Below are 23062 nucleotides of genomic sequence, written 5' to 3'. Positions count from 1 at the left end.
CAAGCGGGTCGGCGTACGGGTGTCGTCGAGCACGACGATCCCGTCCGCTTCGAGCGGGCCTCCACGCGCCACCTGGACGGTCCGGATCCCGCGCTCGGCGAGCCCCGGGAGGACGAACCGCAAGCCCGTGAAATTGCATCAGATGCATGACTGACCTGCGAGTGGGTGCTGTTCGCCAGGGGAACGCTTGCCGCAAGGCGTGCCGCGCGCCAGGTTCGGTCGCCGTCGACACTGCGGCTACGTCTGCGATCGGACCCCATTGGTAGACATCCCGCATTGCTCTGGCGCAAGGTGGTGTTGAGCCTCGGGGTGCGCACGGCTGCAGACGTCAGACCCAACCGAGTTAGGAGGCACGAGTGAAATGGCTGAACAGCCGAGAAGCGAAGACAAAGCGGCGGCTCGACCTGGATCGGCTCGCCTGGGCGATCGGACCGCGTTTCAATACACCATCAAGTTCCTCTGCGGCAGCGCAAGCGAGACCGAGGGCAACGGTGTGCAGCAGGTCACGCGTGGCGTATTCTTCACGCTGATCAATGTACACAACCCGTCATCGCTGGCGGTGACGTTTTCGTGGAGAGCAATAGCCGAGACAAGGCTGGGAATCGCACTGAATCCTCCGCAAATCTATAGCCCCCGAACGATTGCAGTGAACAGTAGCAGCATCGCCAAGATAGACGCACTCGACCTTTTCTCGGCGATTACCGGATCTAGCGACGTCATTGTCGGCGGATCCGCGCTGGTCATGGGTTATGTGGCGATCCTCAGTCCCATTGAGCTGGATGTAACCGTGCTGTACACGAGCCGTCCCCAACAAGGGTACGTTACTTCTATCGACGTAAAGACAGTTCATCCACGCACGGTGACTGTTGCGCGATCGGCGGACTCTGGGATCAAGCGGCTCCAATCGAGGATCGCGCGCGCGGCCCAGCACAACCTCGCTCAGGCGCTCGCCAGGCTGGCGTCGGTGCTGGAGGCGCGCAGCGTCCGTGCTGATTTCCGCGGGGGCTTTGGCGGTGGCGGCGGCTTTGGCGGTGGCGGTGGCGGCGCCGGGCGCGACTTCGGAGGCCCTGGTAGTCCGGTTCCGGAGCCGATTCCACCTGAGCCCACGGAGCCGTCTCCTTCTCCGAGTCCGGTTCCGGAGCCGATTCCACCTGAGCCCACGGAGCCGGCCTGAGCCCAGGGCGGCATCGTGCAAGCCCGCGCCACCCGACGACTGGCCGGTCTGGCGCGACAGGTCGGTGTTGTAGCTTCAACATCGTTTGGGACCACGCGGAACCGCTGTTCTACGTCATGTCGGATCTCGCCAAGTCCCACGGATTGGGTCTTTCCAGCAGTCTCGGAGAGGCTGCTGATCACAGTACGATCGCGGGTGGTACGGCTGGCCTGGAACGTGAAGAAGCCCCTGGTAGGACGGGCGGTCGCCGCCCCTCCCCCGGGTGACCCGGCTAGCACGCGCCGGGCCGCCGTTGGCGTTGAGTTCCGGCATGAACTCTAACTCGGTTGCGAGACTTGTTGGCGCCATCTCGCCCGGCCCCCGGACACCCATCAAGATATGAGATCACCTGAACAGCACGCTGGGGCTCTGCAACGTAACGGTATGTAGCAGGGAACTCCACGGGTTCTGATAGCCGGGATTACCGACCTCGGCGTCGGCGAGAGTGGAGCGCCATTCGCTGCCGACGACGGCGTGGAGCACGATCAGGTCGGCCAGGTCGAGCCCGTAGTGCTCCTGTGAGGTCAGGACCTCGACCAGGTACGCGGTGGACTCGACGCCGAGCCCCCAGCTGACCAGGTGAACAGGCCGGCCGGGCGTGCTCGCGTCGGGAAGGTCGAGGGCCAGCGGCAGCTCGGTCATCGCGGGCCTCCGGCCGGCAGCGGTGACCGGGCGGGGACCGAGGCGGTGGCGAGCGCACGGACAGTCGCGACGAACTCGTCGTGCAGCTCGTGGTCGAAGTAAGGTCCGGCTGCGGCGGGGAACAGGTTCGCGGCCTGCTGCAGGGCCGCGACGACGTCGGCCGGGGCGACGGCGACGTGCAGTACCCGGCTGAGGTGCTGGTGATACGAGGTCAGCTGCTGCCAGCGGCTCACCGAGGCGGGGTGCTGCGGCTGAGCGAGCTCAAGCCGCTGCTGCAGGTCGGTCGCACGCAAGTCGAGGAACCGTTGGTAGGCGCGGATCAGGGTGATGCGGTCGGGGCCGACGCGTAGTGCCTGCCCACTGCTCGGGAATCCGGCGGTGCTTCCGGCCAGTTTGAAGATCCAGGGCAGCACGTCGGGCGAGGGCGCCTGGATCGTCCAGGTGATACGGGTGGCGGGCGCGTGTAGGAAGTAGGTGCCGTCGAGCTGGTGGCACAGCTGGGCGCGCCCGGCCGGGGTGTCGAGCAGCCACATGGTGGAGTCCTCGGTGGCGTCGATCCCGAAGTCAGGGGCGTGCAGGACGGTCGTGAGGTCGCGGAAGCTGGCGCGCAGGTGTCCGCGGGGGGCCCAGCCGGGCTCCGAGGTGGTGGGCGGCAGGTCCAGGACGGTGAGGTTGGCGCGGATGACGGCCACGTCCGGGCTCCGATCTGCTGGCGGCCGAACAAGTCCGGCGGGCGGAGGCCCCCTGGTCCGGGAGCGCCGCCGGATCGGTCGCCGCCGGCCAGCGGAGGCCGGGGCGCCGCGCTCGCCCGGCCGGGGTGATCCGGGCCGGCGGGTGCAAGTCGGTCGTGGGTGCTGCCGGATCACCCGGGCGGTGCGGGGCGATGGGGCATCGGGCACAGCGTCGGCGGCGATCACCGTGGCGGGGCCCGGACCGGTTCCCCGGCCGCCACGGCGGCCGGTCAGCGGCCAGATGTGCTCGCGGGGCGGCCGTTGTCGATGTCGGCGAGCATCTGCTCGCGCTCGGTCAGCGCGTCGACGTAGTCGTCTTCGGCCGCATAGGCGGCGTCGCTGAGCTGCTCGTGACGGCGGGCGCGGCGAACACCGACACCGAGAGACAGCCCGAGCACGACCGAGACCGCGGCGGTGGTCCACGCGTCGGCCAGCAGCAGTTGGCCGGCCAACACGGCCAGCAGCAACGTCACGCCCGCGAGGGCGAGCCGCCGTGAGCGGCGGGCGAAGCCGGTGAGCAGCACGTGCGCCGCGATGCATCGCGCATTCGCCGCGATGATCGTTCGATCGGCGGCGTAGAGCGTGTCGATGCTGGCGCGCAGCGCGTCGCGGCGAGCGGTCAAATCGCTGATCTCCCAGTGGTAATCGCCCCATTCGACCCACTGGGAGAAGTCGGCAACGTGGCACCGGTCACGCAGCTGGATGAGTCGCTCGATCTCGGCGGTCTGGTCGGCGATCGTCTGGTTGTAGGACATCGGGCTCCTCGGTCGGACGGTGCTGTGGACTGGAGCACGCCGAGCGAAGCCGGTGTGGACAGTCAAGGTTCGGCGGAGCCGACCGCGCAGCGGCGCGGCCTTGACCGTTCCCCCGGGTTCGCTGTTCTCGCCCCTTGCCACGCCCGCTGGCCGGGAGGCCGGTGCGGCTCGCCGGTGCTGCGCTTGGGCAGACCAGACCCCTGCGGGACTTCGCAGCGCCCGGCTCGGCGTCGGCTGGTGGCGCGTCTGACGGATACGGGCACCCGCCGGACGCGTTTACCTCGTCACCAGTTGACGGCCTGCACCGGTCGACCAGCGTCGATCTCTGCCATCGTGCGGTCGCGTTCGGCGATCAGCCCTCGGTGATCGCGGACGGCACTGACGAACTTGCCGAGGAAAACGATGGTGAACAACACATCTGCGGTGCAGCACCCTCCGACGAAAGCGGCAAGGTAACTCGCCAAGGCTCCCCACCAGCTCGTGGGAAAGAGGTTCACGCCGTACACCTGAGCCGTGATCGCCGCAGTGAGCAGTACAAAGGCAGGCCAGTCGCTTCGCAACGACTCGTTGATGTAGTTGCGCAGATCTTCTGCCGATTCCTTACGCTCCTCGACGGCGGCGGTGATGCCGCGGTCCAGGTCCTCCAGGGCGCGAATGCTGGCGCGCAGCGCGTCCTGGCGCGCGGACAGCACCGCGATCCGATTGTCAACGGCGTCTCGATCCAGCACCTGTTGCTCGTCGGTGGGGTCATAGCTTTCGCGCTGGCGGGTGAGCCGGTCGATCTCGGCCGTCTCGTCGTCGATCATGTTGAGGTAGCTCAACGTTGCTCCCGTCCGGAGGTTGTCGTGGACCGGGAAAGGGCGAGCAAGTCCGGTGTGGATGGTCAAGGTTCGGCGGAGCCGACCGCGCAGCGGCGCGGGCTTGACCGTCCACACGGATCTGCTGGGCTGGCCGGTCCGCGAGAACCGCGGCGCGGTCGCGCCGACAGCTGCGGCATGGCGGTGGCTCAGCCCGGGGAAGACGGAGAGCGTCGACGCCCTAGGACAGAGGTGTCGGGAAATGTCCGCAGCGCGGAGCTCGGGTGCCGGGCCGGGGCTGATGCGGGGTCCGGCACCCGAGCGGTCAGTCGGTGGGCCGCCGCACCTGCATCAGCAGGTGCCGGAACGCGGCGGGGTCGAGGATGGCGGCCGGGGTGTCGGCGAGGACGGCAGGCCGTACGGAACTGACGAGGTGCAGGGTGATCTGATCCGCTTCGGGGAAGGTGTCCAAAGCCTCGATGAAGTACTTGGCGTTGAACCGCACCAACAGGTCATCCTCCTCGCCGAGCCCGTCGACCTCGGCGTCCAGCCCGGGCGCGGCGACCTCCGAGGCTCGCTCGTCCAGCACTGGCAACACCGTGAGGGACAGCGGGCCAACGACCAGCTCTAGATGCTGATATCCGAGCCGCTTCGCGGCGGCGATGGCCGCGGCGCGCGCTGCCGCCGCGCGGAGCTCGGCGCGGTTCGTCACGACCGTGCCGGCGGCGGCGGTTGGCAGCAGTTCGCGGTAGTCGACGAACGAGTCGGTCGTGGAGCGGGTCACGACGGTCACCGGCCCGCAGGCCAACGAGATCGAGGTGGCGTCGTCAGAGCGCTCCCGGCCGATACGCAGACGGTCTCCGGCGAACCGCTTGGTGAGCTTTTCCAGCAGCTTGACCGGGATCACGCCGCCGCCGTCGGTGCTGGCAGTCCGGACGGTTATTGCGGGAACCGGCGCCACGGCCAGGCGAAACCGGTCGGTCCCGGCGACGGTGACAGCGCCGTCGCCGACGTCGAGCTTGATGCCGCAGAAGGCCGGCAGGACCTCGTCGGTGCTCGCGGCTTTGGTCACGCGCGTGACGGCGGCGGCGAAGCCGGTGTGGTCGAGCTGTGCGACCAGCGGCAGTTCGTCGCGAGCGTGTTGGAAGTCTTCCAGCGGGTAGGCCGTCAGCGGCACGCGCAGGCCGTCGTGCTCGAGTACGGGCTGCAGCGGATCGTCGGCGATGACGGTGACGGACATGGCGCTGATCTCGGCTTTCGAGCGGCCTTTCGCCACCGCGGCGAGGACGTTGCTGAGCTCGGCGTGGTCGATCAGCAGCTCGCCGTCGGCGTCCGCGTCGGGCACGCGGACGGCGATCGAGGTATGCCAGCTGGCCGCGGCGACCAACAGGGCTCCGTCGACGGCGGCGAGCAGAACACCGCCCAGCTCTGGTGCGGCAGGTCGCGGGTCAAGCGCCGGCTCGACGGTGGCGAGCGCGGCAACCAGGACGGTCTGGTCGCAGGTGAACACCGAGCGAGACTGCGCGGCGGGCTGGATGGGTTCGGGGGCGAGGGAAACCGCTGTCATGGCGATGCCTTCCTGCTCTGTGCGCGCGCCAATGCGAACCGGCGCGAGGGAAAGCCCCGGCGGGCCCGGGACATCCGCGCGCAGGACCGACGCCGATGTCCGGCGGGCAAGGCCTCGCGCTCGCCCGCCCGGTGTGGTCCGGGTTCGGAGGGAACTCGGGGATCCGGGCGCTGCCGGATCACCCGCGGCGGGCCGGGCGCCCGGGGCGTCAGCCGGACATCGGCGTCGGTCATCGTTCGCGCGGGCCCCGGGGCCGTGGCGGCGCGATGGGTCAGGCAGCGGAATTCGGCTGGAGATGGCGGGTACCCCGGACCAGGAACTGGTAGGTCCGGGCACCCGTCCACCGGACCGGCGGGCCCACCACCTCGGTCAGGACTGCTGGCTCGCGCCGCCGCTCGCGGCGGCGTCCAAGTCGACTAGGTCGGGCTCAGGCGGGACGTCGTCCTCCTGGTCCTCCAGCCGTTCCCCGACCTGGTAGCCGGGCGCGGCTGGGTCGAGGTCGCGGCGCACGGTGCCGTCGACGGCGATCAGGTCGACCAGCCGGGTCTGGCGAGGAATCTCGTCGAGCAGACGCAGCAGCACGGTCTTGCGGCCCATGGCGTCGTAGCCGTATGGATCGAACCAGGGTGATCGCTCCCCCGCCTTGACGAACTTGTCGCGGAAGTTCGTCATGTCCTTGTCGTGCCACCACACGAACGGCGACTCGCCATTGGCCAGCATGGCCAGTGAGAAGAACACGACCCGGCTGCCGCGATCCTTCACGGAGCCGATCAGCGGCTCGTAGGTCAGCCGGTTGATCGTGCCCTCCTCGACGGCGAAGAGGTCCCGTTCGTACACCACGCGGGTGGTGATCCGCAGGACTTCCGGATGCGCCTGCGCCATGCGCTGCAGCCCGCGGTAGTGCGCCTGGAACTCGGCCATCACGATGCCGCCGCGTTTCCTCTTCGGGATGATCCATGCCTCCTTGAACGGGCCCGGCCGCAGCCCGTACTGCGCGCAGTTGAGCAGCGCGCCGATCACCGACTCCGGTTGGGCCTCGAAGATCTTGGTTTTCTTGTCTGGGTCGAGCAGATCCTGCTGGACCAGGTTGAGCGCGTTGCTCACGAACTGGTCCGGATCGATGTCCGAGCCGCGCAGTGCCTGTGCGAACAGATCCCGCGACTGCGCGATCTGGTCCAGCAGCGTCGCCGTGGCGTGCCCGTCGTGCTCGTGGTCCTGCTCCCCGGCCGTGTCCACGGCACGTTGCGCGACGTGGGCGAGAATTCGTCCTGCCATCAGAGATTCTCCTTCAACTTGTTGTTCAACCGCCGACCGGTTTTTGTCTTGTGCCAGGTGATGACCTGGCGGGTGCCGACGTAGCCGGCGCTCTTGGTCCCGAGCTCCTGCTTGATCAGCGCGGAGAGGTCGGTGGCCACCCGGTGCCACTTCCCGCGTTTGGTGATCGCGGCCTTGTGCTGGGCGACCAGCCGCTGCTGCTGGGCGGTGAGCTGGATGTGCGTGCCGTCCGGCTCGGGGTAGAGCACGGCGAGCAACTTCTCCTCGCGCTCCCCGCCCCGGTGCTGCACCCGCGGCGGCACGCCGGCGAGCACGTGCTGCTCCCAGAACTGCCGGGTGTTCTCGACGACCGCGGCGATGTCGTCCTCGTCGCGGTCGATGACGAACTCGAAGTACTTGTTCCCGCCGACCAGCGCCGCGAGGTGCCAGCGGCGCGCGCCGGTCACGGCCATGCAGGCCACGCACTGCATCACGTAGTGCAGCGGCGGCTGCTCGGCCCATTCGTCGGCGAACATCTTGTCCGCGGTCTTGCATTCGAGCCCTTCACCGTTGGCCACGACCCGGTCGGGATTGGCCAGCAGCCACGGCCACGCGGTCGAGCGCCAGGTGCCGGTCCTGCGCACCGCAATGCCGTGGACGTCGGACCACTTCGTGGCGACGGCGTCTTCGAGCCGGTGCCCCCACTCCATCTCGTCGGTGAGCTCCAGCTCGCCGACGAGGCCGCGCTTGTCCAGATAGACCCGCAGTGGGGACGTCCAGGGGGAAGCGTCGAGCACGCCGGAGACGTCGGAGGCGCCGATGCCGGAGCGGCGGGTGGCCAGCCACTCGTCGTGCTCGGCACCAGTGGCGAGGATCTGTCGGCCTGCGGGCCACGCGGTCTCGTAGACGTCCGTCTCGGGAGGCGGCGCCGGGGGCGCCGGTGATGTTGTGGTCATGCGCGCTCGCTTTCGGTCGGTGCGCTCCCCCGGTCGGGGGCGCCACCGACCGCCCGGCCCAGGGCGCAGCGCCTGTCCGCAGGCGCGCGCTCGCCCGACCGGCGTGATCCGGGTCGCCGGGTTCGGCGCGCGACGGGCACTGCCGGATCACCCGTGTCGGTGCGGGCCAGGCGTGCCTCGGCGGGCGCCAGCCGGCCGGGCAGTGTGGTGCCGCCCCGACCGGGGCTGCGCCGAGCAGATTGCGGGGGCCCGACCGGGGGCGTCGCGGTTGTGCCCGATAACCTGGTGCGCGTTCCGGGGAGAAGGGCTCGCTTCGGTGGCCCGTGGTGACCGGAACGTCTTCTGCCGGCGGTATTTGGCACCCACCCGGTCACGCGGGAGGGCGACTTCGGTCGGTGCCCCGGCGGACACGGCCCGCCCGGCCTTTGCCGGGCGGGCCGCGCTCACTACCGGGTCAGTTCCCCGTGCCGCCTCGCGGCCGGTTCTCCCGTTCCACCACGAAAGCGCCGACGACGCGGAAGAGTTCGCTGTCGGTCTGCACGCTCCGGCGCACGTCCTGCGCGACGGTGTCCAACGTGCTCTTCAGGTATCGCATCCAGGAGTCGAGCGACAGCAGCGCCTGCACCAGGTGCCACCACTGGACCGGCAGCAGTTCGAGCGTCTTGATGTCGGGCGAGTTCAGCGAGCGTTTGAAGGTCAGCTGGGCCTTGTCGGAGTCGAACTGGTCGACCAGCAGCGGCGCACCGGCGATCGTCCACGTTGTGTAGGTGGGGCAATCCGGGGCGTCCGGGGGCAGCAACTGCACCTCGACGTGGTCGCGGCCGCGCTGTTCGGGCGGCAAGACCTCCGGTAGCCCCAGCAGCCGGGTGGCCATGATCCTCGGCCTGTTGCGCGAGGTCGCCGCAGCCTTCCTCGACCATCAGCATCGAATGGCGCGCCCCGGCAACTGGGTGGTCGATGATCCGGAAACCGTTGCTGTCGAGGATGACCAGCGAGGTGGGCCGCCTCGGGCCGACGCGCAGCGTCGTGGTGATGGTGAACGAGTACCGTTCGCGGATCGTGTGCATCGGCTGCGGGCCGCCTTCCTGTCCGGGTGGTGCGCTGACGGGCCCTGGCCTCAGCGCGCCGGACGGGGCCCGAAGGGCGGGCAAGGCAACGCCGGCTGGCCCATCCGGGTGTGATCGCGCGCCAGCGCGACCCCGAAGGGGCTTGTCTCACCCGGATGGGCTGGCCGGGGCCTTGACCGGAACCCCGTGCGGTGTGCTGACCTCCCGCGTCAGCGAACGCCGCGGTAGGACTCCGCCCCTCGCCGCGGCGCCGCGGTTCACGACACCGGACGTGCCGCTTCGGACGCACGCTGAACCAGGTCGGCCAGTCGGTCGACGAACGTCCCGACGCCGAGTTCATCCGCACTGGGGCACAGCCGGTTCCAGGTGTCGGCGTAGAGCGGGTGGGTCACCGCAGAATCGACGTCGGGCCGATACAGCCTCAGCCGCATGCCAGCCCCGTAGGACTTGGCGATCGAGGTGAGCGCCCGGCTGATGTCGTCGACGTCGGCGGCGGCGAAGTTCGGCGACTCCGCGCTCACCATGAGGACCAGCTGGTAGCGGCCGTCCGGGCGGCGGGTCAGCTTCAGGCGGTCGCAACGCTCCGGCGGCAGGTCGGACAGGGCCAGGCGGTGCTCGGCAGCTTCGGTCTGCGCCGAGGTCCAGCGGTCGTAGAGCATCGCCGGGTGCGTCTCGGTGAGACGCTGCTCGGACACGGTGCCCGGCTCGGCCATCCGCCGCAGCCGGTGCGGCTTGTCGGTGATGCCGCCAAACCCGAGCAGGTCGGTGGCCGAGAGCGCGCCGGAGATGAGGACCCGGTGGCTGGTCTCGCGGTCGGTGCTGCGAACCACTGCGAGCAGCCGGCCATCGGGTGTGCGCCGGCCCCACTTCGAGGCGGTGGCGAGCTCGACGAACCCGGGGCCGGGCGACCAGCGCGGCTCGGCCGCGGTGTAGGTCGCGGGCAGCAGCAGCACCGCCGTGGCCTGCCAGCACGAGTGGCCCGGGGAGTAGGGCTGCAGGGCGCGCAGCAGCCGTCGGCGAACGGAGCGATACTGATTTATCGTTGTCTTGTTCGGGTTTTGTCATGGATAGGGGCCCGGCGCCAGAGGATGGACAGCGCCGGCCGGGATCCTCGAGCCGGCCGGGGAGCGATGCACCGCCTCGCTCATTCAGCTGGTCGGAGGGGGAACTCCGCGCCGGTGGGCGGCGCGAAGATCGAGCGATTACCGCGTCGGAACACTCAGCTGCGTGGTGTGCTGCGGGCAGTAGTTGTGGATCGCGGCGACGACGACCACGCTCGCGAGATCGGGGTAGAACCGCTGGAGCACCGTCTTCACCGCCGCGGACACCGTCGTGCCCGTGCCGAGGGAGGCGCAGGTGTCGCGTCCGGCCGCGATCACGTTGAACGAGGCGGCCGGGGTGTTGAGTTCGACGGCGGCGTGCCGAATCTCGTTGAGGTACAGGACATCGGCGGTGCTGATGTCGGGGTCGGGGTGCGTCGGGCTCGTGGCGCAACTGGCCAGGACTATCCCGGTCACTGCAAGGCCGACGGCCACGGCGGCCGCCGTGACGGCGAGGAGCGAACGTAAAGGTCGTCGAGCTGTCATCGGGTTCTCCCGGTGCTTGCTGGTGCGTGGACGGGCGCACGCGATGCAGGGCCCGCGGGGCGGGGGCAAGGTCCGGCGCAGCCGGCCGCGAAGCGGTCTGCCTTGCCCCCGCCCCGCGGTTCTGCTGCGCTCCGGGGCGTCCACGCAGCGCCGACCGGGAAGCCAACTGGCGACACGAGGGTCGTTGCGCCTGGGCGAGGACGCCGATCAGGTCGGCGTCCTCGCCTGCCGGCGGTCAGTCCCACCAGAGCCGGATCCGGTACGGGTGCTCTCCTGGCTTGCCGACCACGTCCTGGTCGGTGGCGGGGTGCTGTTGCACGGTGATCTCGTCGGCGCCCATCGTGCGGGCCCAGTCGATGACGCGCTGGGCGTAGTCCTGCCGTTCGGCGTCGGTGTAGCGCTCGTGGCGCTTGTCCGTGCGAGGGCCGATGCACTGGTTCGGGAAGAACGCGGTTGTGATGTAGAGCACCGCGGAGCCTTCGGCGCCGAACTCGACGCCCAGCGCGTCGTCGAACAGCGATCCGATCGTGCGGGCGACCTCGGCGGGGTCGAAGCTGTTGCCGCCCTGCACTGTGGCCATGACCTTGTCGAAGGTCGCGCGGTTGCGCAGCGGGACGAGGAACGTCAGCGAGACGTTCTGGCCGAGGCGGGCGAATTCGACGACGTCGTTGTTGACGGCGTTCCGGCCTAGTGGCACGCGGTGCTCCTTCGTCGCGGTGTTCGTGGACACCGCGGGCGGAGCAGGCCGACGTCGGGGCGGGGCAGGGCTCGGCGCAGCCGACCGCGCAGCGGCACGGCCTTGCCCCGCTCGGGCGGGCTGCTGAGCTGCGCGGTCCACGACATGCGCGCCGGACGGGGCCGCCGGCCGGCCGGGCACGCGTACGTGCCTGCATGGCGGTCCATCAGCTGACGCGGGCCAGCTCGGTGCCGGGCTCGGTGCCGAGCAGCAGCAGCTGGAGGGTGTCGGCAACGAGGGCAGAGATCATCTCCTCCGGCAACGAGGCGTAGTTGCCGGAGTCCAGGTCGGTGCCCAGCAGGACCACGGGGCCGCGAGGATCGGGTATCGGCAGCTCACCGGCCAGGACCCGACGCGCTCGTGCCCGGTCGGGAGCGGAGGCCGGGAGGTGACCGTGAGCGGTGTTGGCCTGCAGCAGCGCGCAGGCGCCGCGGGCGCGCGTGTTGATTCGGTCCTGGGCGTGACGGCGGCCGCCGACGACGTCCACGGTGGTCAGTACGGTCGCCGAGGTGATCTGCTCGCCGAGCTGAGCGCGCAGCGCCGGGAGATGGCCGCACTCGTCACGAACGAAGTCGATGGCTTCGACCGGGTCGATCCCGCTGGCGGGGATCCAGAGGCCGCGGATGGAGTGAGACTGCTGGTCGGCGAGGCCCATTAGGAGGTCCTTCTGCTCGTCGGTGCTGCGTGGACGAGCAGATCTCCAGCGGGGCCGCGGTGCGGGCGCAAGGTCCGGCGCAGCCGGCCGCGAAGCGGTTCGCCTTGCCCCCGCACCGCGGTTGTGCTGCGCTCCGGGCGTTCGCGTGCGACGCGCGGGGTAGCTCCTCGTGGTTAGGGCCCGCTACAGCGACGGTGTCAGCTCTCGGCCCAGCCGACGAAGATCCAGCCGGTCAGGTCGAGCGATCCAGTGGTCAGGATGGTGGCGGTGGTGTGGCTGTCGACGTAGACGCGTTCCTCGTTGCCGCGGGGGCGGTAGTTGGTGAGGGTCGCGCTGGTGACGATCTCGCCGTTGCCGAGGTGCGTCTCGGCCGCGGCAAGCGCAGCGTCTTTCTGGCTTGGGTAGCCCTCGGCGCGGACTGGTACGGGCAGACCTTCCAGCGTCCGGTACCGACCGCACACCGCGATGGCGCCGGCCGGGCCCCACTCGTCGGCGATCCGTTCATCCTCGGCATCGAGCAGCTCTTTGGCGAGCTTCTCGGCCTCGGTTTCCGAGCGTGGGCTGCTCTCGATCACGACGAAGGAGTCCTTCTCGGCGATGGTGCCGGTGTTGCCGCCATGGCCGTGTTCGTACTGTGCCTCCGCGACGGCAGCAGCGAAAGCCACCGCGACATCGGCGCCTTCGGCGTAGGTGACGAAGTATTCCAAGTTCATCTGTGTCTTCTTTCCTGTTCTCGGGGATCGTGGGGGCGCTGCTCAGAAGTCCGCTACCGGCTCGCCGCCGGCAGGCCGCGAGATTTTCGAGTCGGTGGGCGCACCGGCCAGGTGCGATCGCCAAAAGTCCTGCGGCGGCCGGTCACGCGACCTGGTCGGCCTCTCGGCGAACGCCACGCGACCCGGCCACGAACGTGTGAACGAAGTCTTCGACTGCGGTGACGCCGTCCTGGTGGCCGGTGCAGGTGTCGGGGTTCGGGCACAGCGCGAGGCCGTCGACGTAGACGTCGTGACCGAGAAAGAACTTCTCGCAGCCGCAGTAGAGCTGTGCGAGGGTGATCGGCTCGGTGTGGACGTCGAGGCCGTCGATGGTGAACTTCATCGGGGCTCCTGCTGGTCGGTGCTGTCGGTGGACGGCGCTGTGTTCAGCGGGGCGGCCGGGGCCGGGCAGGGGTGGCCGCCTGCGGCCATCGCGAAGCGACGCTTCGCGCCTTTGCCCGGCCCCGATCGGGCTGCTGCTCTCGGGAGTCCACCTGGGACCGCTCAGCCGGTCGCCACGAGACGACGAGGGCTTCGGGTTGCCGGCAGAGCCACTCCGCAGCGCGGTGCGATCAGTGCGCCACCGCGCACGAATCGAACCAATGCGGGTTTCGCCAGTTGCAGGTGCCGCAGACCCAGACCAGGCCCGCGCGGACGGACAGGGCGTCGAGAACGGACGCTTCCGTGTCCGTTGCTTTGTCGTACAGCTCCTGCAGGACAGCGGGAAAGTAGGGATACCAGGAGGGATCGCGTTGGTCGCCGGTCGGGCGAAGACAGCCGTCCAGGTCGGCGGTGCCACCACTGGTGTCCGGGTCCTCGGGCACCGTGAGACTGACGGCCATCATGCTGATGGCATCCGGAATGGGGGTTTTCGGGATCTCGCGTCGGAGCCAGCCGACGTCGCCGTCGGTCAGGATCCGACCTGCCCATTCCGCGGCCTGCTCGGCGGTGACGAGCGCGGTGTCCGGCACAGCTCGCAAGGCGCCCGCCGCCTCGAAGAGGCTAATCAGCTCCATGGCCCGGTGTTGACCCACCTCGGCCGCAAGCACGGTTTCCAGGTTCTCCTGGTCAACGGTGATCATGAGATTTTCCCTTCGTTACAGGATGTTTAGTGCTCCGGCGGGGACGGAACTGGCTTCCGTTCGTGGACTGGCGGCGGTCTGCGCGCGACGGCGCAGTTCGGCGAGCGGGAGCGGCCGCACGACGCCGTCACGCTGTTGCTTGAGGATCGCGACGTTGCCGAACTCGGCCCGGAACTCGTCTTCGCGGCGCTCGTAGTCGGCGTATCGGTCGGGATGACGTTCCAGCAGGCGCAGCCAGTGCGCCTGGCCGGCCCGCACACAGCAGCCTGCGCAGTTGGCGTGGGAGAAGCCTTCCTCGTACGCGTTGGGCGGGGTCAGGTCGAGGGCACGGGCCTCGCCGAGCATCGCGTCCTTGGTCAGGTCTGGCTCCGCGGTGAGCGGGAACTCCACGTGCCAGGGTGCCCAGCCCTTGCGGATGCCGGGAATCCGCCGCGCTTCGGCGGCGTCGATCCCGACGTACAAGGTGGTTCCAACGGGGTCGGCGTGCTCGTCGAGCCAGCGGCGGGCGGGCTGCTGCTTCAGAATTTTGGAACAGGGCGCCAATCGCGCATTGCCGAGGAACCGGGCGTGCCAGTAGACCTCGAACGGGGTGCGACCGTCAGCGACGGTCACGAGTGGCGCGCCGAGCTGCGCGGCCGATTCGGTGAGGAATGTGTAGAGGCTGTCCTCCTCGACAAGCGTGTCACTGAACAACAGGATCAGGTTGTCGGTGCCGTGCTGGGCGGCGACGCGCCGGGCGGTGGCCCAACTGCCGATACCACCGGAGTACTGGACGACATGCATCATGGGCGAGCCTCCTTCCAGGAGGGACTAGCGCGGTCAGCACGCGAAGTGGCCGAGCACGCGCAGTGCCGCGCGCCCGGCCTCCGCCGCGCGATCAGTTCCCGCGCTGCGCGTCCAGCTCGGCCTGGGCCCGCTTGCGGCCCTCGACCGCCGCGGTCAGATCCGTCGGCGGCCTGCGGGTCTCTCCGGCCGAGGCCTGCCCCGCTGCATCGGAGGAGATTCCTCGGATGTACTGCTCATCGCTCTGCTCGCTCATCGACGTCTCACTTCCGTCAAGCCCTTGCCTGGCAAGAGCGCCGGTCGAAAGGCCACCGGTGACGCGGTGTCCCGCGCCGGGTCGCCCTGCCCCACCGGCAGGTGGGGCGCGAGCTGGGAGGACCGGGGCCGCGGACCGGCCGGGGCGCCGCGTTCGCCCGGGCGGGGTGGGATCGCGCAGCGACCGATCGCAGCGAGGCCTGTCTCCCCCGCCCGGCGCGGGCAGACGGGGCATCGGGCGCAGCCGTGGCCCTGGTCCAGCGTTCGCGCGAACCCACCGCCCCGGGCCAGGGCAACGGCGTCGGTTCCGCGGCGTGGTTCAGGCGGGCGCCGGTGCCGTGCTGGCGTCCGTGTTGTCGGTTGTCCAGTACACGTCGGTACCCCAGGCACGGCAGGTGGCGTTGAGTGGTTCCCACGGGTTGGCGCGGCGGAATCCGCAGTCGGCCAGGGCCGCGTCCGCAGCGGTGCTGGTGGCGAGGTTGCCGTCGTCGTCGACGGCGGTGAGGCAGGCCGGGGTGACGCCCATGTCGGCTCCGTCCGGTCCGGCGGCGAGCACGGTGATCTCACCGGTGGACGGGATCCAGCGGGTCGCGTATGGCTCCGGCTCGGTCGCGTCGCCGGTCGGCATCGCGTCGATCGCTGTGGACCACGGGACACCGAGCCGGGCGAGTCGCGCGTCGGGAGGCAGCTGGTCCAGCTCGCGAACCTGGGCGGTGGTGAACACAGCGGAGCCGTCGTGGTCGCAAGACGCCTCGAACCGGTGCAGGGCCGGAACGTAGCGGCGGAGCGAGCCGAGCCACTCGTCGGTGGGGTCGGTCTGGGCGGTGAAGGACATCTCCGGGGCGGTCTCGATGAGGTCGTCGGCCAGTTGGTCCACATCGGATGTGTCGATGGTGTAAGGATCTCCGATCTGCAGGGTCTTGCGGGCGGAGCCGTCGACGTCGACCTGCCAGTGTTCTTCAAGCGCGGTGGCGACGGCGCGTACGCGGTGTGGCGGGCAGGCGTGGATGGTCAGGTACGTGACGGTGTCGCTCATGGTCATCGTCTCCCTCGGATCGCGGGTTCTCGGCCGCGCCGGCTGGCGTCGGCCGGGCGCGGCCAGACGGCCCGGCACCGGGAAGCGGGCAAGCCGTCGTCCTCCCGGCTTGTCCTCGGCCCGGTGCCGGGGCATCGTGGGCGCGCGGTCGTCGCCTCCGCCGGGGCGCCGCGGTGAAGGCGATCCGGGTGATCGGACCGGCCGCCGAGGGACGTCGGTCACCCGCAGGTGAACGGCTGACCGACGTGCAAGGGCGGACCTCAGCGGGCGAGCGGGTGCTACCGGACTGCCGGCAGGGCCGCGGCCCACGTGCGGATCTCGTCGAGGTGCCCGGTCTGCAGGCCGGTGCTCGGGTCGACGTGACACAGCAGCGTCGGGCTGCTGCGGCGTTCGTGCTCGAATGCCGCGCGAGCCTCCGCGAATCGCGGGTCGGCGTGGTCGTCGTCGAGCCAGGCCAGCGGACGGCCGGCCGCGTAGGCTGCGACCGTCGGCCACTTCCACGCTCCGCCGGTCCGCCACCGGTGGCCGTCGCCGTCGCGCTCGAGGTCGGCAGGTGGATAGTGGATCACCGGCAGATCCGGGAGCCCGATCGCCGGGCCGATCAGGGTGTTGGCCTCTTCCAGCCACGTCGTGGCCCAGACCAGCTGCAGCTCTGCGTCCTCGGCCAGCGCGCGCAGCAGTGCGCCGTGGCCTGGGTGCAGCCAGACCCGGAGTCCTTTGTGGCGTCGAGCGTCGCGCCCGCCGAACCAGCCGCCGCCGCTCGCGCGGCGGAAGGTCTCGTAGCCGGGTGGCCGTAGGTTGGGTTTCGCGGCGTAGGGGTTGAGCGGTCCGTCGACGTCGAGCAGTAGCAGTCCTTTGTGAGCCATGATGTCGTTCCGATCTATTCGGTTTGTCGAGCTGACGAAGGCGCCCGGCACTGGGCAACGAGGCCAGTACCGGGCCGCGGAGGGAAGCCGCCGCCGGGCGGTCGGGGTCAGCGGGCCCGGCGCGCCAGGTGCTCGGGATCGGTGATCAACACGGACTTGCCCTCGAGCCGCAGCCAGCCGCGACGGCAGAAGTCGGACAGGGTCTTGCTCACCGTTTCGCGGCTGGAGCCCACCAGCTGGGCGAGTTCGACCTGCGTGAGGTCGTGTACCACGCGCAACCCACCTGATTCCTGAATCCCGAAGCGTGCCGCGAGCTGCAGCAGGGTCCTGGCGAGCCGCCCAGGGACGTCGCTGAAGACCAGGTCGGCCGCCGCGGTGCCGGCCCTGCGCACGCGCCGCGCCAGCACGCGCAGCAGCTCCTCGGCAAGTTCGGGACGCTGGCGGATAAGCAGCCGCAGCGTGTACCGGTCGAGGCTGGTCGCCCGCACCTCGGTGACCGTCGTCGCGGTGGAGGCACGTGGGCCGGGGTCGAACAGCGTCAGGTCGCCGAACATGTCGCCCGGGCCGACGATCCTGTGCAGGACTTCTCGGCCGTCTACTCCGCTGCGGCCGATCTTGACCTTGCCGGATTCGACGATGTAGAGCCGGTCCCCTGCCTCACCTTCGTGAAAGATCACATGGCCGCGGGGGAACTCCGCTATCTCGCCGACAGACTTGATGACGGCATCAAACGCCGCGTTCGAGGGAATGCCGGTGGCAGTGTTGGTATCGGACATGACGTGCCTCCTGGTCGGCGCCGTGCGTGGACCGGAGCAAGGAAGCGGGCCGGCGTCGGCGCCGTCCGGGCTCGGCGGAGCCGACCGCGCAGCGGCCCCGGCCTGGACGGCGCCGACCGTGTTTGCTGCCATCGGAGGTCCGCGACCCGCCTCGGCCAGGCGGCCCGCGGTGTCCGGCTACCGGAGGCGGGGCAGGTCGTAGACGGTGGTGCTGATCCCGGCGTCAACGAGCGTGTGCTCGATCATCGGGGCGATGCGCTCCCAGCTACCGCCTGCGAGGCCGCAGCCGATGCGCGGCATGTGGACGCTCGCGGCCAGCCGGTCCGCGTCCACCGCCAGGTTGGCCAGGCATTCCGCGAGCGCCTCGTAGCGCAGCGGGATCGGGTTTGCGGTGGCGCGGTAGCCGTGCTGGGCAACCATGTTCGCCACCCAGACGTCGGATTCGACCTGCACCAGGTGCGTGGCGCCGAGCCGGAAGTCCGCGGTGCTGCTCCAGTCGCGGTAGTCCTGTTCCGGCTCACGCCAGCGGCTGGACACCGCGAGCACGAAGCCTTTGCCCCAGCCACCGCGGTTGTTGCAGACGTGTGCGATGACCTTGGTGCCCGCGCCGGCGGGCGCGGTGGCGGGCGCGGTGGCGTCGCCCAGTGCGAACTGCAGCGTCATCGGGAGGTCCTCGTTTCAAGTGGGTCGTCACGTGCCGGGGACTGAGCCTGTCCCGAGCGGGCGGGCGGCTCACGGACCGGGCTGCGGTACGTCACGAAAACGACGATGGCCCGCCGAGTTGACCGGCGGGCCATCGTGAAGGTCGGTGCGAGGAGAGGGAGGGCACTAGGAACCATTAGCAGTTGCGCACGCCGATCTTCGCAAACGCGTTGTTGATGTGGGTCTTCACCGTCGCCTCGCCGATGAACAGCTCGGCGGCGATCTTCCCGTTGGGAGTAGAAGGAAGTCCCCTCATTGCCTCGCATGATCAGAATACCGGCCCGGTCAGGCCGGGATCAACTGGTTAAGCCGGTCCAGCGTGATCACCTCCGTGCCGTCCGGCACGGTCTCCGGTGCGTGCAGGCCGAGGAACGTCACCGGGCCGTCCAGCTCGGCGCCGGGCTCCCAGGTGGTGACCTCGGTGCCCGCGGCGCGCATCAGCTCGACCACGTAGCCGACGGTGAGGTACTCGCGCTGCAGCAGCCCCCGTGCGAGCACGGCGGTGCTGGCCCGGTTGGCCTCAACCTGGTTGAAGTTCGGGTTTCCGGAGAGGTACAGGTGCAGCCACGTCGCGGTCCAGCCGCCGTCCTCGCCGCGGGCGAACACGGCCGGCAGGGCCACTCGGCCGGTGCCGCGCATGTCCGAGCGGGTCCGCACGGTGCGGGCGTCGAACGGCGCCCCGGCCTGGTCGCGGTCGCGGGTCATCCAGCCGAACATCGACTCCGCGACCTCGTCGAAGCCCTCGCCGGAGTAGACGTTGACCTGCGGCACGACGTAGGCGGCGGACGTCGCGTCGGGTGAGTCCAGCGGGAGGTCGATGAACTCCGTCGCGCCGTCCGGCGCCGGTGCCTGGGTCAGGTCGCCCGAGTACACCGCGCCGCCGTCGTGGTAGTTCGTCCACGACACGTGCCCGGCGTAGCGGAACTCGGCGTCCAGCAGCAGCGCGGACAGGTCGAAGTCGGTGCGCTGGCTGGTCTGGCACCAGTGGGTGAAGAACCGCAGCACCTCGCCCTCGATCCGGCTGCGCGAGCCGCGGGGCAGCACCGCGAATCCGGCCTCGCCGGCCTTGCCCGACAGCGGCAGCGCCACCGACAGCACGGCCGGGTCGACCACCAGGCGCTCGCGCCGCGGCAGCCGGGCGGTCAGCTCGGCGTCGATCAGCGCGCAGGCCTGCGTGATGACCTCGTGCGGCAGCGGCGGCCGGGTGTCGTCGGTGACCCACGCCCGCCGGGTCCGGGTGGTGAACACCCGCGCGGCGTCCGGCTCGGCGCGGTTGGCCAGGTGCTCGCGCACCGAGCACAGCACGCGCCCGGACACCGTTCCGAGGACCTGCGTCATCGCCTCGAAGACCGCGTCGCGTGCGGGCGAGTCGGCGTGGCGCAGCAGCCGGTCCAGCGACCGCATCAGCATGCCCGGCGCGTCGGTGAGGATGTCGGCCGCGCCTGCGCGGTCGCCGCGCGCGAACGCCAGCTCCGCCCGCCCGGCCAGCGACATGACCGCCCGGCCGCGCGCGACCTCGAACACCTCGGCCGCGTGCGGGAACTCGTCGAACTCGTGCGGGTGCAGCCCCTCGCCGAGGCGTTTGAACCGGTTCGCGAACCGGGCGACGTCGCCGAGCTTGCCCTCGCCGCCGGCCACGACGCGGTCCAGCGCCGCCATCAGCGCACGACGCTCGCGGCGGGTGAAGCTGCGGAACTTCGTCGGCGAGGCCAGGGAGACGTCGCCACCGCTGGCCTGGCACGCCGCACGCAGCACGTCGAGCACTGTGTCCACCGCCAGCAGCGGGCGGCCCGCGGCGAGGCGGGCGGCGTTGAGCACGGCGCGGTTCTCCCGCACCGGCACGCCGTCCACCTCAACCTCGCCGCAGGTCTCGGCGAGGTCGGCGAGCAGCTGCAGGTCGGCCTCGCCCAGCGGGGTGGTCGACTCGGCCAGCGCCCGGTACAGCGCGGTCGTCTCCTCGGCGACGGTGCCACCGAGCCGCACGAGCGTGACGTGGTCCTTGACCGAGGGGATCAGCTCGTCGTGCGCGGCGAGCAGCTCGGCGTAGGTGTGCTGGTAGCGGCCGTAGCGGGGCAGGTCCAGCAGCCCCACCAGCCGCTGGTCGAGTGCGGCCAGCAGCTCGGCGTCGGTCGGCGCCGCTGCGGATCCGCGGGCGTGCGGCGTGACGAGGGCGTCGCGCAGGCAGCTCACCCAGAATTCGACGGTGTCGGGCACCCCGTGCGGGAAGTCGCGGAAATAGGAGTTGTGGGCGACGTGGTCGCCGACCAGTTCGCGGACCGCCGCGACGACGTCGACGGCCAGGTCCATCGCCGCGCCCGGCTGCAGCCCGGAGACGTGCTCCAGCAGGTCGCCGGTGGCCTTGAACCCGGCGCCGGCCAGAACCGCGTCCATCTGCCGGGCCACGGCAGCGCCGTCGCCGGCGGCCGCGGGGCTGCGCGGGGCGCGCAGCGTCCTGGTGATGATCGTCCTCGCGTGCATCCTCACGTCCTTCGCTCGGCAGGTGATCAGGCCCGCGCGGTGGCGGAGCCCGGATGTCGGTGCCGCCCGGCTCGGGCGGATGCGCGTGCCCTCGCTGGCCGTCGCCGCTGGGTGCGCAACCCGTTCCGCGAAGCGGGGTTGCGGACCCGGGCGCGCGGTCAGCGACGCTGCGCGCGGCGGCCGTCGACCGGCGGCGCCTCGGGATCTGCACAGCGGAGCAGGACGTCGGCGGAGACCCACCCGGGAGTCGAACCCGGGACCGGCCCGGTGTGAACGGGCTGCTCTTCCGCTGAGCTACAGGACGTCGCCCCCGCGCGGAACGGCGCGGGGGTCTTGGTGCTGGTGGAAGACGTGGGTGTCGAACCCACCACGACGATCTTGCAAGGATCGTCTGCGCTCCGGCGCGTCCCCCGATCGCGCGTCGTCCCTGGCTCCACAAGGGGACGCTGGGCGCGACGCAGCTCCCCCGCCAGGACTCGAACCTGGTACCTCCCGATTAACAGTCGGGTGCGCAGCCTGTTGCGCCTCGAGGGAATGAACGTGGTGCCCCCAGCAGGAGTCGAACCTGCACTCTCCGCCGTCGGAAGGCGTCGCCGTATCCGTTGGGCCACAGGGGCAAAGGTGGGCCGCCAGGGATTCGAACCCCGAACCCGCCGGGTAAAAGCCGGCTGCTCTGCGCGGTTGAGCTAACGGCCCGCGGCGCGGCGCTCGTGCTGTGCCGGGTGGAGTAGGTCGCCGGGGACTCGAACCCCGAACCTGCCGAGTAAGAGTCGGCGGCTCTTCCAGTTGAGCTAACGACCCAGGTCACCGCCGGTACACGGGCGGCGCGGCGGAGGATGCAGGATTTGAACCTGCGCGGCGCTCGTCACGCCGACCACCGTTTTCGAGACGGCTGCCTTTCCGGGCTCGGCCAATCCTCCCTGTGCGGCACCGGTTTCCGGTGCCGCACGCGGTCGAGGCGCCAGGAGTCGAACCTGATTCTTCGCATAATCAGCGCGCTGCACAGACCGCCGTGCTCCACCCCGGGTGTTGATGCGCGGAGGGCGCGCGATTCGAACGCGCGCCGGGACCTCGGCCCCGGACCACGGGGTAGCAACCCGGTGCCTTGCCTGGCTCGGCCAGCCCTCCAAAGTGCGTGCCCCCGGCAGGAGTCGAACCTGCATGCCCGCCACCGCGGGCGCGCGGGTTTGAGCCGCGTGCGTCTGCCGATTTCGCCACAGGGGCCGTGTGCTGCCCGTCGAGGATTCGAACCTCGGATCTCCGCGATCAGAGCGCGGTGTCGTGCCAGCTGGACCAACGGGCATCGGGGTGCGGCCGGCTCCCGGTCCAGGGCTCGAACCTGGGCTCACGGATCCAAAGTCCGGCGTGCTGCCAGCTACACCAACCGGGAATGTACGTGCCCCCACCAGGATTTGAACGTGGACTGGCCGCGGCCTGAACGCGGTGCCACTTCCAGTTGGGCTACAGGGGCCTTGCCGCCGCCCGGCGAGCCGGACGGTGCGGTGGAGCCGCACCTGGGAATCGAACCCAGTGCCTCCCGTTTACGAGACGGGTGCTCGGCCAGGTGAGCTTGTGCGGCAAGTCGGATCGCGTGCGGCCCCGGGGAGTCGAACCCCGACTGGACTGGACCTCGGCCAGCTGCCTCTGCCGGTTGGGCTAGAGCCGCGCGACGGCGCGCCCGGCGCTCGCGCCGTGGTAGCCGTCGAGATCGTGCGTGGTGGCTCCCCAGGGACTCGAACCCTGAACCTCCGGGGCTTCACTCCGGTGCTCTGCCTGCTGAGCTAAAGAGCCGTGCGGGAACGTGTCGTCGGAGCTGGAGCACCGCGCCCGAAGGCGAAGCCCTCCGCCCCGAGGGGGCCACCCTCGGGACCCGGTGGCGAGCCGGGACCCCTCGCGTAGCGCGTACGGGACTCGAACCCGTGTCTCCCGGGCGAGAACCGGGGATCCGTGCCAACTGGACCAACGCGCCCTTCGGGCCCGCAACAGCGGGACCTGGGGAAGGCCGGACGTCGAGCCGGGCGTGCCGCTCGAGAACCGGCCGTGGTCGGATACCTGGGAGTCGAACCCAGTGCCTCCTGATCCCAAATCAGGTGGGGTCGCCAGTGCCCCTCGCATCCGGTGCGATCGGCGCGGCCGCACGGCCGTGCCGATAGTGAGCGCTCACGACGGGACTCGAACCCGCGATCGCCGCATCGACAGTGCGGTGCCCTCGCCGCTGGGCCACGTGAGCATCGGGACGCCGGCGCGTCGCGCGCCGGCCAGCACCCCTACCAGGACTCGAACCTGGCACCTCCGCGTTCGTAGCGCGACGCTCTGTCCAGCTGAGCTACAGGGGTATGTCGTTGGTGCGTAGCCGATCCGGGTATCGATCCC

The 23062-nt window shown here is 70.4% G+C and carries 24 protein-coding genes, 18 tRNA genes and 1 pseudogene; 2 read left to right on the top strand and 41 right to left on the bottom strand.

Going from position 1 to position 23062, the window contains the following annotated elements:
- Window positions 1-361 precede the first annotated feature (361 nt).
- Window positions 362-1174: a hypothetical protein gene (locus ACIA5G_RS51270; protein ID WP_395937395.1), complete on the top strand. Its 813-nt coding sequence runs from the start codon at window positions 362-364 to the stop codon at window positions 1172-1174.
- Between the two features lie 384 nt (window positions 1175-1558).
- Here the strand turns inward: ACIA5G_RS51270 and ACIA5G_RS51265 are convergent, their stop codons facing one another.
- The 8 genes from ACIA5G_RS51265 to ACIA5G_RS51230 form a co-directional block, all read right to left on the bottom strand.
- Window positions 1559-1855, bottom strand: a complete 297-nt coding sequence (locus ACIA5G_RS51265; RefSeq protein ID WP_395937393.1) for a hypothetical protein — start codon at window positions 1853-1855, stop codon at window positions 1559-1561.
- Window positions 1852-2547 carry a hypothetical protein gene (locus ACIA5G_RS51260; protein ID WP_395937391.1) on the bottom strand — a complete coding sequence of 232 codons (696 nt, stop codon included), beginning with the start codon at window positions 2545-2547 and terminating at the stop codon, window positions 1852-1854. Before ACIA5G_RS51260 ends, ACIA5G_RS51265 begins: the two co-directional genes overlap by 4 nt.
- Window positions 2548-2816: 269 nt before the next feature.
- Window positions 2817-3341, bottom strand: coding sequence for a hypothetical protein (locus tag ACIA5G_RS51255; protein ID WP_395937389.1), 525 nt, complete (start codon window positions 3339-3341; stop codon window positions 2817-2819).
- A 284-nt stretch (window positions 3342-3625) separates the two neighbouring features.
- The gene (locus tag ACIA5G_RS51250; RefSeq protein WP_395937387.1) at window positions 3626-4162 is read right to left on the bottom strand and encodes a hypothetical protein; all 537 of its coding nucleotides are present in this window, start codon (window positions 4160-4162) and stop codon (window positions 3626-3628) included.
- A gap of 301 nt (window positions 4163-4463) precedes the next feature.
- The gene (locus ACIA5G_RS51245; RefSeq protein WP_395937385.1) at window positions 4464-5648 is read right to left on the bottom strand and encodes a hypothetical protein; all 1185 of its coding nucleotides are present in this window, start codon (window positions 5646-5648) and stop codon (window positions 4464-4466) included.
- 426 nt (window positions 5649-6074) lie between these two features.
- Window positions 6075-6980, bottom strand: coding sequence for a recombinase RecT (locus ACIA5G_RS51240; protein ID WP_395937383.1), 906 nt, complete (start codon window positions 6978-6980; stop codon window positions 6075-6077).
- On the bottom strand, window positions 6980-7915 hold the full coding sequence (locus ACIA5G_RS51235; protein WP_395937381.1) for a YqaJ viral recombinase family protein: 936 nt from the start codon (window positions 7913-7915) through the stop codon (window positions 6980-6982). Before ACIA5G_RS51235 ends, ACIA5G_RS51240 begins: the two co-directional genes overlap by 1 nt.
- Before the next feature lie 454 nt (window positions 7916-8369).
- Window positions 8370-8789, bottom strand: coding sequence for a hypothetical protein (locus ACIA5G_RS51230; protein WP_395937379.1), 420 nt, complete (start codon window positions 8787-8789; stop codon window positions 8370-8372).
- Between ACIA5G_RS51230 and ACIA5G_RS51225 the strand changes: the two genes are divergently transcribed.
- Window positions 8788-9096, top strand: coding sequence for a hypothetical protein (locus ACIA5G_RS51225; RefSeq protein WP_395937377.1), 309 nt, complete (start codon window positions 8788-8790; stop codon window positions 9094-9096). The genes ACIA5G_RS51230 and ACIA5G_RS51225 overlap by 2 nt on opposite strands.
- A gap of 143 nt (window positions 9097-9239) precedes the next feature.
- On the opposite strand, the gene ACIA5G_RS51220 is transcribed toward ACIA5G_RS51225, so the two are convergent.
- From ACIA5G_RS51220 to ACIA5G_RS51060, 33 genes and pseudogenes are all read right to left on the bottom strand, one after another.
- Window positions 9240-9935 carry a hypothetical protein gene (locus ACIA5G_RS51220; RefSeq protein WP_395937375.1) on the bottom strand — a complete coding sequence of 232 codons (696 nt, stop codon included), beginning with the start codon at window positions 9933-9935 and terminating at the stop codon, window positions 9240-9242.
- A 249-nt stretch (window positions 9936-10184) separates the two neighbouring features.
- The gene (locus ACIA5G_RS51215; protein WP_395937373.1) at window positions 10185-10568 is read right to left on the bottom strand and encodes a DUF732 domain-containing protein; all 384 of its coding nucleotides are present in this window, start codon (window positions 10566-10568) and stop codon (window positions 10185-10187) included.
- A 235-nt stretch (window positions 10569-10803) separates the two neighbouring features.
- On the bottom strand, window positions 10804-11265 hold the full coding sequence (locus ACIA5G_RS51210) for a hypothetical protein (RefSeq protein WP_395937371.1): 462 nt from the start codon (window positions 11263-11265) through the stop codon (window positions 10804-10806).
- 205 nt (window positions 11266-11470) lie between these two features.
- A complete protein-coding gene (locus tag ACIA5G_RS51205) occupies window positions 11471-11959 on the bottom strand; it encodes a hypothetical protein (RefSeq protein ID WP_395937369.1) in 489 nt (162 codons plus the stop codon).
- 197 nt (window positions 11960-12156) lie between these two features.
- Window positions 12157-12672, bottom strand: a complete 516-nt coding sequence (locus ACIA5G_RS51200; RefSeq protein ID WP_395937368.1) for a hypothetical protein — start codon at window positions 12670-12672, stop codon at window positions 12157-12159.
- Between the two features lie 142 nt (window positions 12673-12814).
- The gene (locus ACIA5G_RS51195; RefSeq protein ID WP_395937366.1) at window positions 12815-13054 is read right to left on the bottom strand and encodes a hypothetical protein; all 240 of its coding nucleotides are present in this window, start codon (window positions 13052-13054) and stop codon (window positions 12815-12817) included.
- Window positions 13055-13283: 229 nt separating this feature from the next.
- Complete coding sequence (locus tag ACIA5G_RS51190; RefSeq protein WP_395937364.1) at window positions 13284-13793, bottom strand: hypothetical protein; 510 nt, start codon at window positions 13791-13793, stop codon at window positions 13284-13286.
- 15 nt (window positions 13794-13808) lie between these two features.
- Entirely contained in the window at window positions 13809-14579 is a 771-nt protein-coding gene (locus ACIA5G_RS51185; RefSeq protein ID WP_395937362.1) for a hypothetical protein, read from the bottom strand.
- A 91-nt stretch (window positions 14580-14670) separates the two neighbouring features.
- Window positions 14671-14832, bottom strand: a complete 162-nt coding sequence (locus ACIA5G_RS51180) for a hypothetical protein (RefSeq protein WP_395937360.1) — start codon at window positions 14830-14832, stop codon at window positions 14671-14673.
- Window positions 14833-15150: 318 nt separating this feature from the next.
- On the bottom strand, window positions 15151-15867 hold the full coding sequence (locus tag ACIA5G_RS51175; protein ID WP_395937358.1) for a hypothetical protein: 717 nt from the start codon (window positions 15865-15867) through the stop codon (window positions 15151-15153).
- Window positions 15868-16145: 278 nt separating this feature from the next.
- Window positions 16146-16733 (bottom strand): HAD domain-containing protein, encoded by a 588-nt coding sequence (locus ACIA5G_RS51170; RefSeq protein ID WP_395937356.1) that lies wholly within the window; start codon window positions 16731-16733, stop codon window positions 16146-16148.
- Window positions 16734-16840: 107 nt separating this feature from the next.
- The gene (locus tag ACIA5G_RS51165; RefSeq protein WP_395937354.1) at window positions 16841-17509 is read right to left on the bottom strand and encodes a Crp/Fnr family transcriptional regulator; all 669 of its coding nucleotides are present in this window, start codon (window positions 17507-17509) and stop codon (window positions 16841-16843) included.
- 177 nt (window positions 17510-17686) lie between these two features.
- Window positions 17687-18172 carry a hypothetical protein gene (locus ACIA5G_RS51160; RefSeq protein WP_395937352.1) on the bottom strand — a complete coding sequence of 162 codons (486 nt, stop codon included), beginning with the start codon at window positions 18170-18172 and terminating at the stop codon, window positions 17687-17689.
- A 175-nt stretch (window positions 18173-18347) separates the two neighbouring features.
- Window positions 18348-18443: pseudogene (locus ACIA5G_RS51155) on the bottom strand (helix-turn-helix transcriptional regulator); the annotation flags it as partial.
- Between the two features lie 53 nt (window positions 18444-18496).
- Window positions 18497-20689: a hypothetical protein gene (locus tag ACIA5G_RS51150; RefSeq protein WP_395937350.1), complete on the bottom strand. Its 2193-nt coding sequence runs from the start codon at window positions 20687-20689 to the stop codon at window positions 18497-18499.
- Between the two features lie 232 nt (window positions 20690-20921).
- Window positions 20922-20995, bottom strand: a tRNA-Val gene (locus ACIA5G_RS51145).
- Between the two features lie 155 nt (window positions 20996-21150).
- A tRNA-Asn gene (locus tag ACIA5G_RS51140) sits at window positions 21151-21223 on the bottom strand.
- 7 nt (window positions 21224-21230) lie between these two features.
- Window positions 21231-21306 (bottom strand) — tRNA-Arg (locus tag ACIA5G_RS51135).
- Window positions 21307-21311: 5 nt separating this feature from the next.
- Window positions 21312-21385 (bottom strand) — tRNA-Lys (locus tag ACIA5G_RS51130).
- Window positions 21386-21417: 32 nt separating this feature from the next.
- A tRNA-Lys gene (locus ACIA5G_RS51125) sits at window positions 21418-21490 on the bottom strand.
- Between the two features lie 29 nt (window positions 21491-21519).
- Window positions 21520-21609, bottom strand: a tRNA-Ser gene (locus ACIA5G_RS51120).
- A 117-nt stretch (window positions 21610-21726) separates the two neighbouring features.
- A tRNA-Ser gene (locus ACIA5G_RS51115) sits at window positions 21727-21817 on the bottom strand.
- A gap of 8 nt (window positions 21818-21825) precedes the next feature.
- A tRNA-Leu gene (locus ACIA5G_RS51110) sits at window positions 21826-21913 on the bottom strand.
- A gap of 6 nt (window positions 21914-21919) precedes the next feature.
- A tRNA-Gln gene (locus ACIA5G_RS51105) sits at window positions 21920-21992 on the bottom strand.
- 15 nt (window positions 21993-22007) lie between these two features.
- A tRNA-Gln gene (locus ACIA5G_RS51100) sits at window positions 22008-22079 on the bottom strand.
- Window positions 22080-22086: 7 nt separating this feature from the next.
- Window positions 22087-22160 (bottom strand) — tRNA-Leu (locus tag ACIA5G_RS51095).
- Window positions 22161-22192: 32 nt separating this feature from the next.
- Window positions 22193-22268 (bottom strand) — tRNA-Thr (locus ACIA5G_RS51090).
- Window positions 22269-22281: 13 nt separating this feature from the next.
- Window positions 22282-22355, bottom strand: a tRNA-Leu gene (locus ACIA5G_RS51085).
- Between the two features lie 49 nt (window positions 22356-22404).
- Window positions 22405-22480, bottom strand: a tRNA-Phe gene (locus ACIA5G_RS51080).
- A 105-nt stretch (window positions 22481-22585) separates the two neighbouring features.
- Window positions 22586-22658 (bottom strand) — tRNA-Glu (locus tag ACIA5G_RS51075).
- Between the two features lie 72 nt (window positions 22659-22730).
- Window positions 22731-22807: transfer RNA gene (locus ACIA5G_RS51070), tRNA-Pro, on the bottom strand.
- Between the two features lie 39 nt (window positions 22808-22846).
- Window positions 22847-22919: transfer RNA gene (locus ACIA5G_RS51065), tRNA-Asp, on the bottom strand.
- Window positions 22920-22951: 32 nt separating this feature from the next.
- A tRNA-Arg gene (locus ACIA5G_RS51060) sits at window positions 22952-23025 on the bottom strand.
- Between the last annotated feature and the right edge of the window lie 37 nt (window positions 23026-23062).

It is taken from the genome of Amycolatopsis sp. NPDC051758 (assembly GCF_044453095.1).
In the GTDB taxonomy this organism is placed as follows: domain Bacteria; phylum Actinomycetota; class Actinomycetes; order Mycobacteriales; family Pseudonocardiaceae; genus Amycolatopsis.
This window is presented reverse-complemented; position numbering and strand designations above follow the sequence as displayed.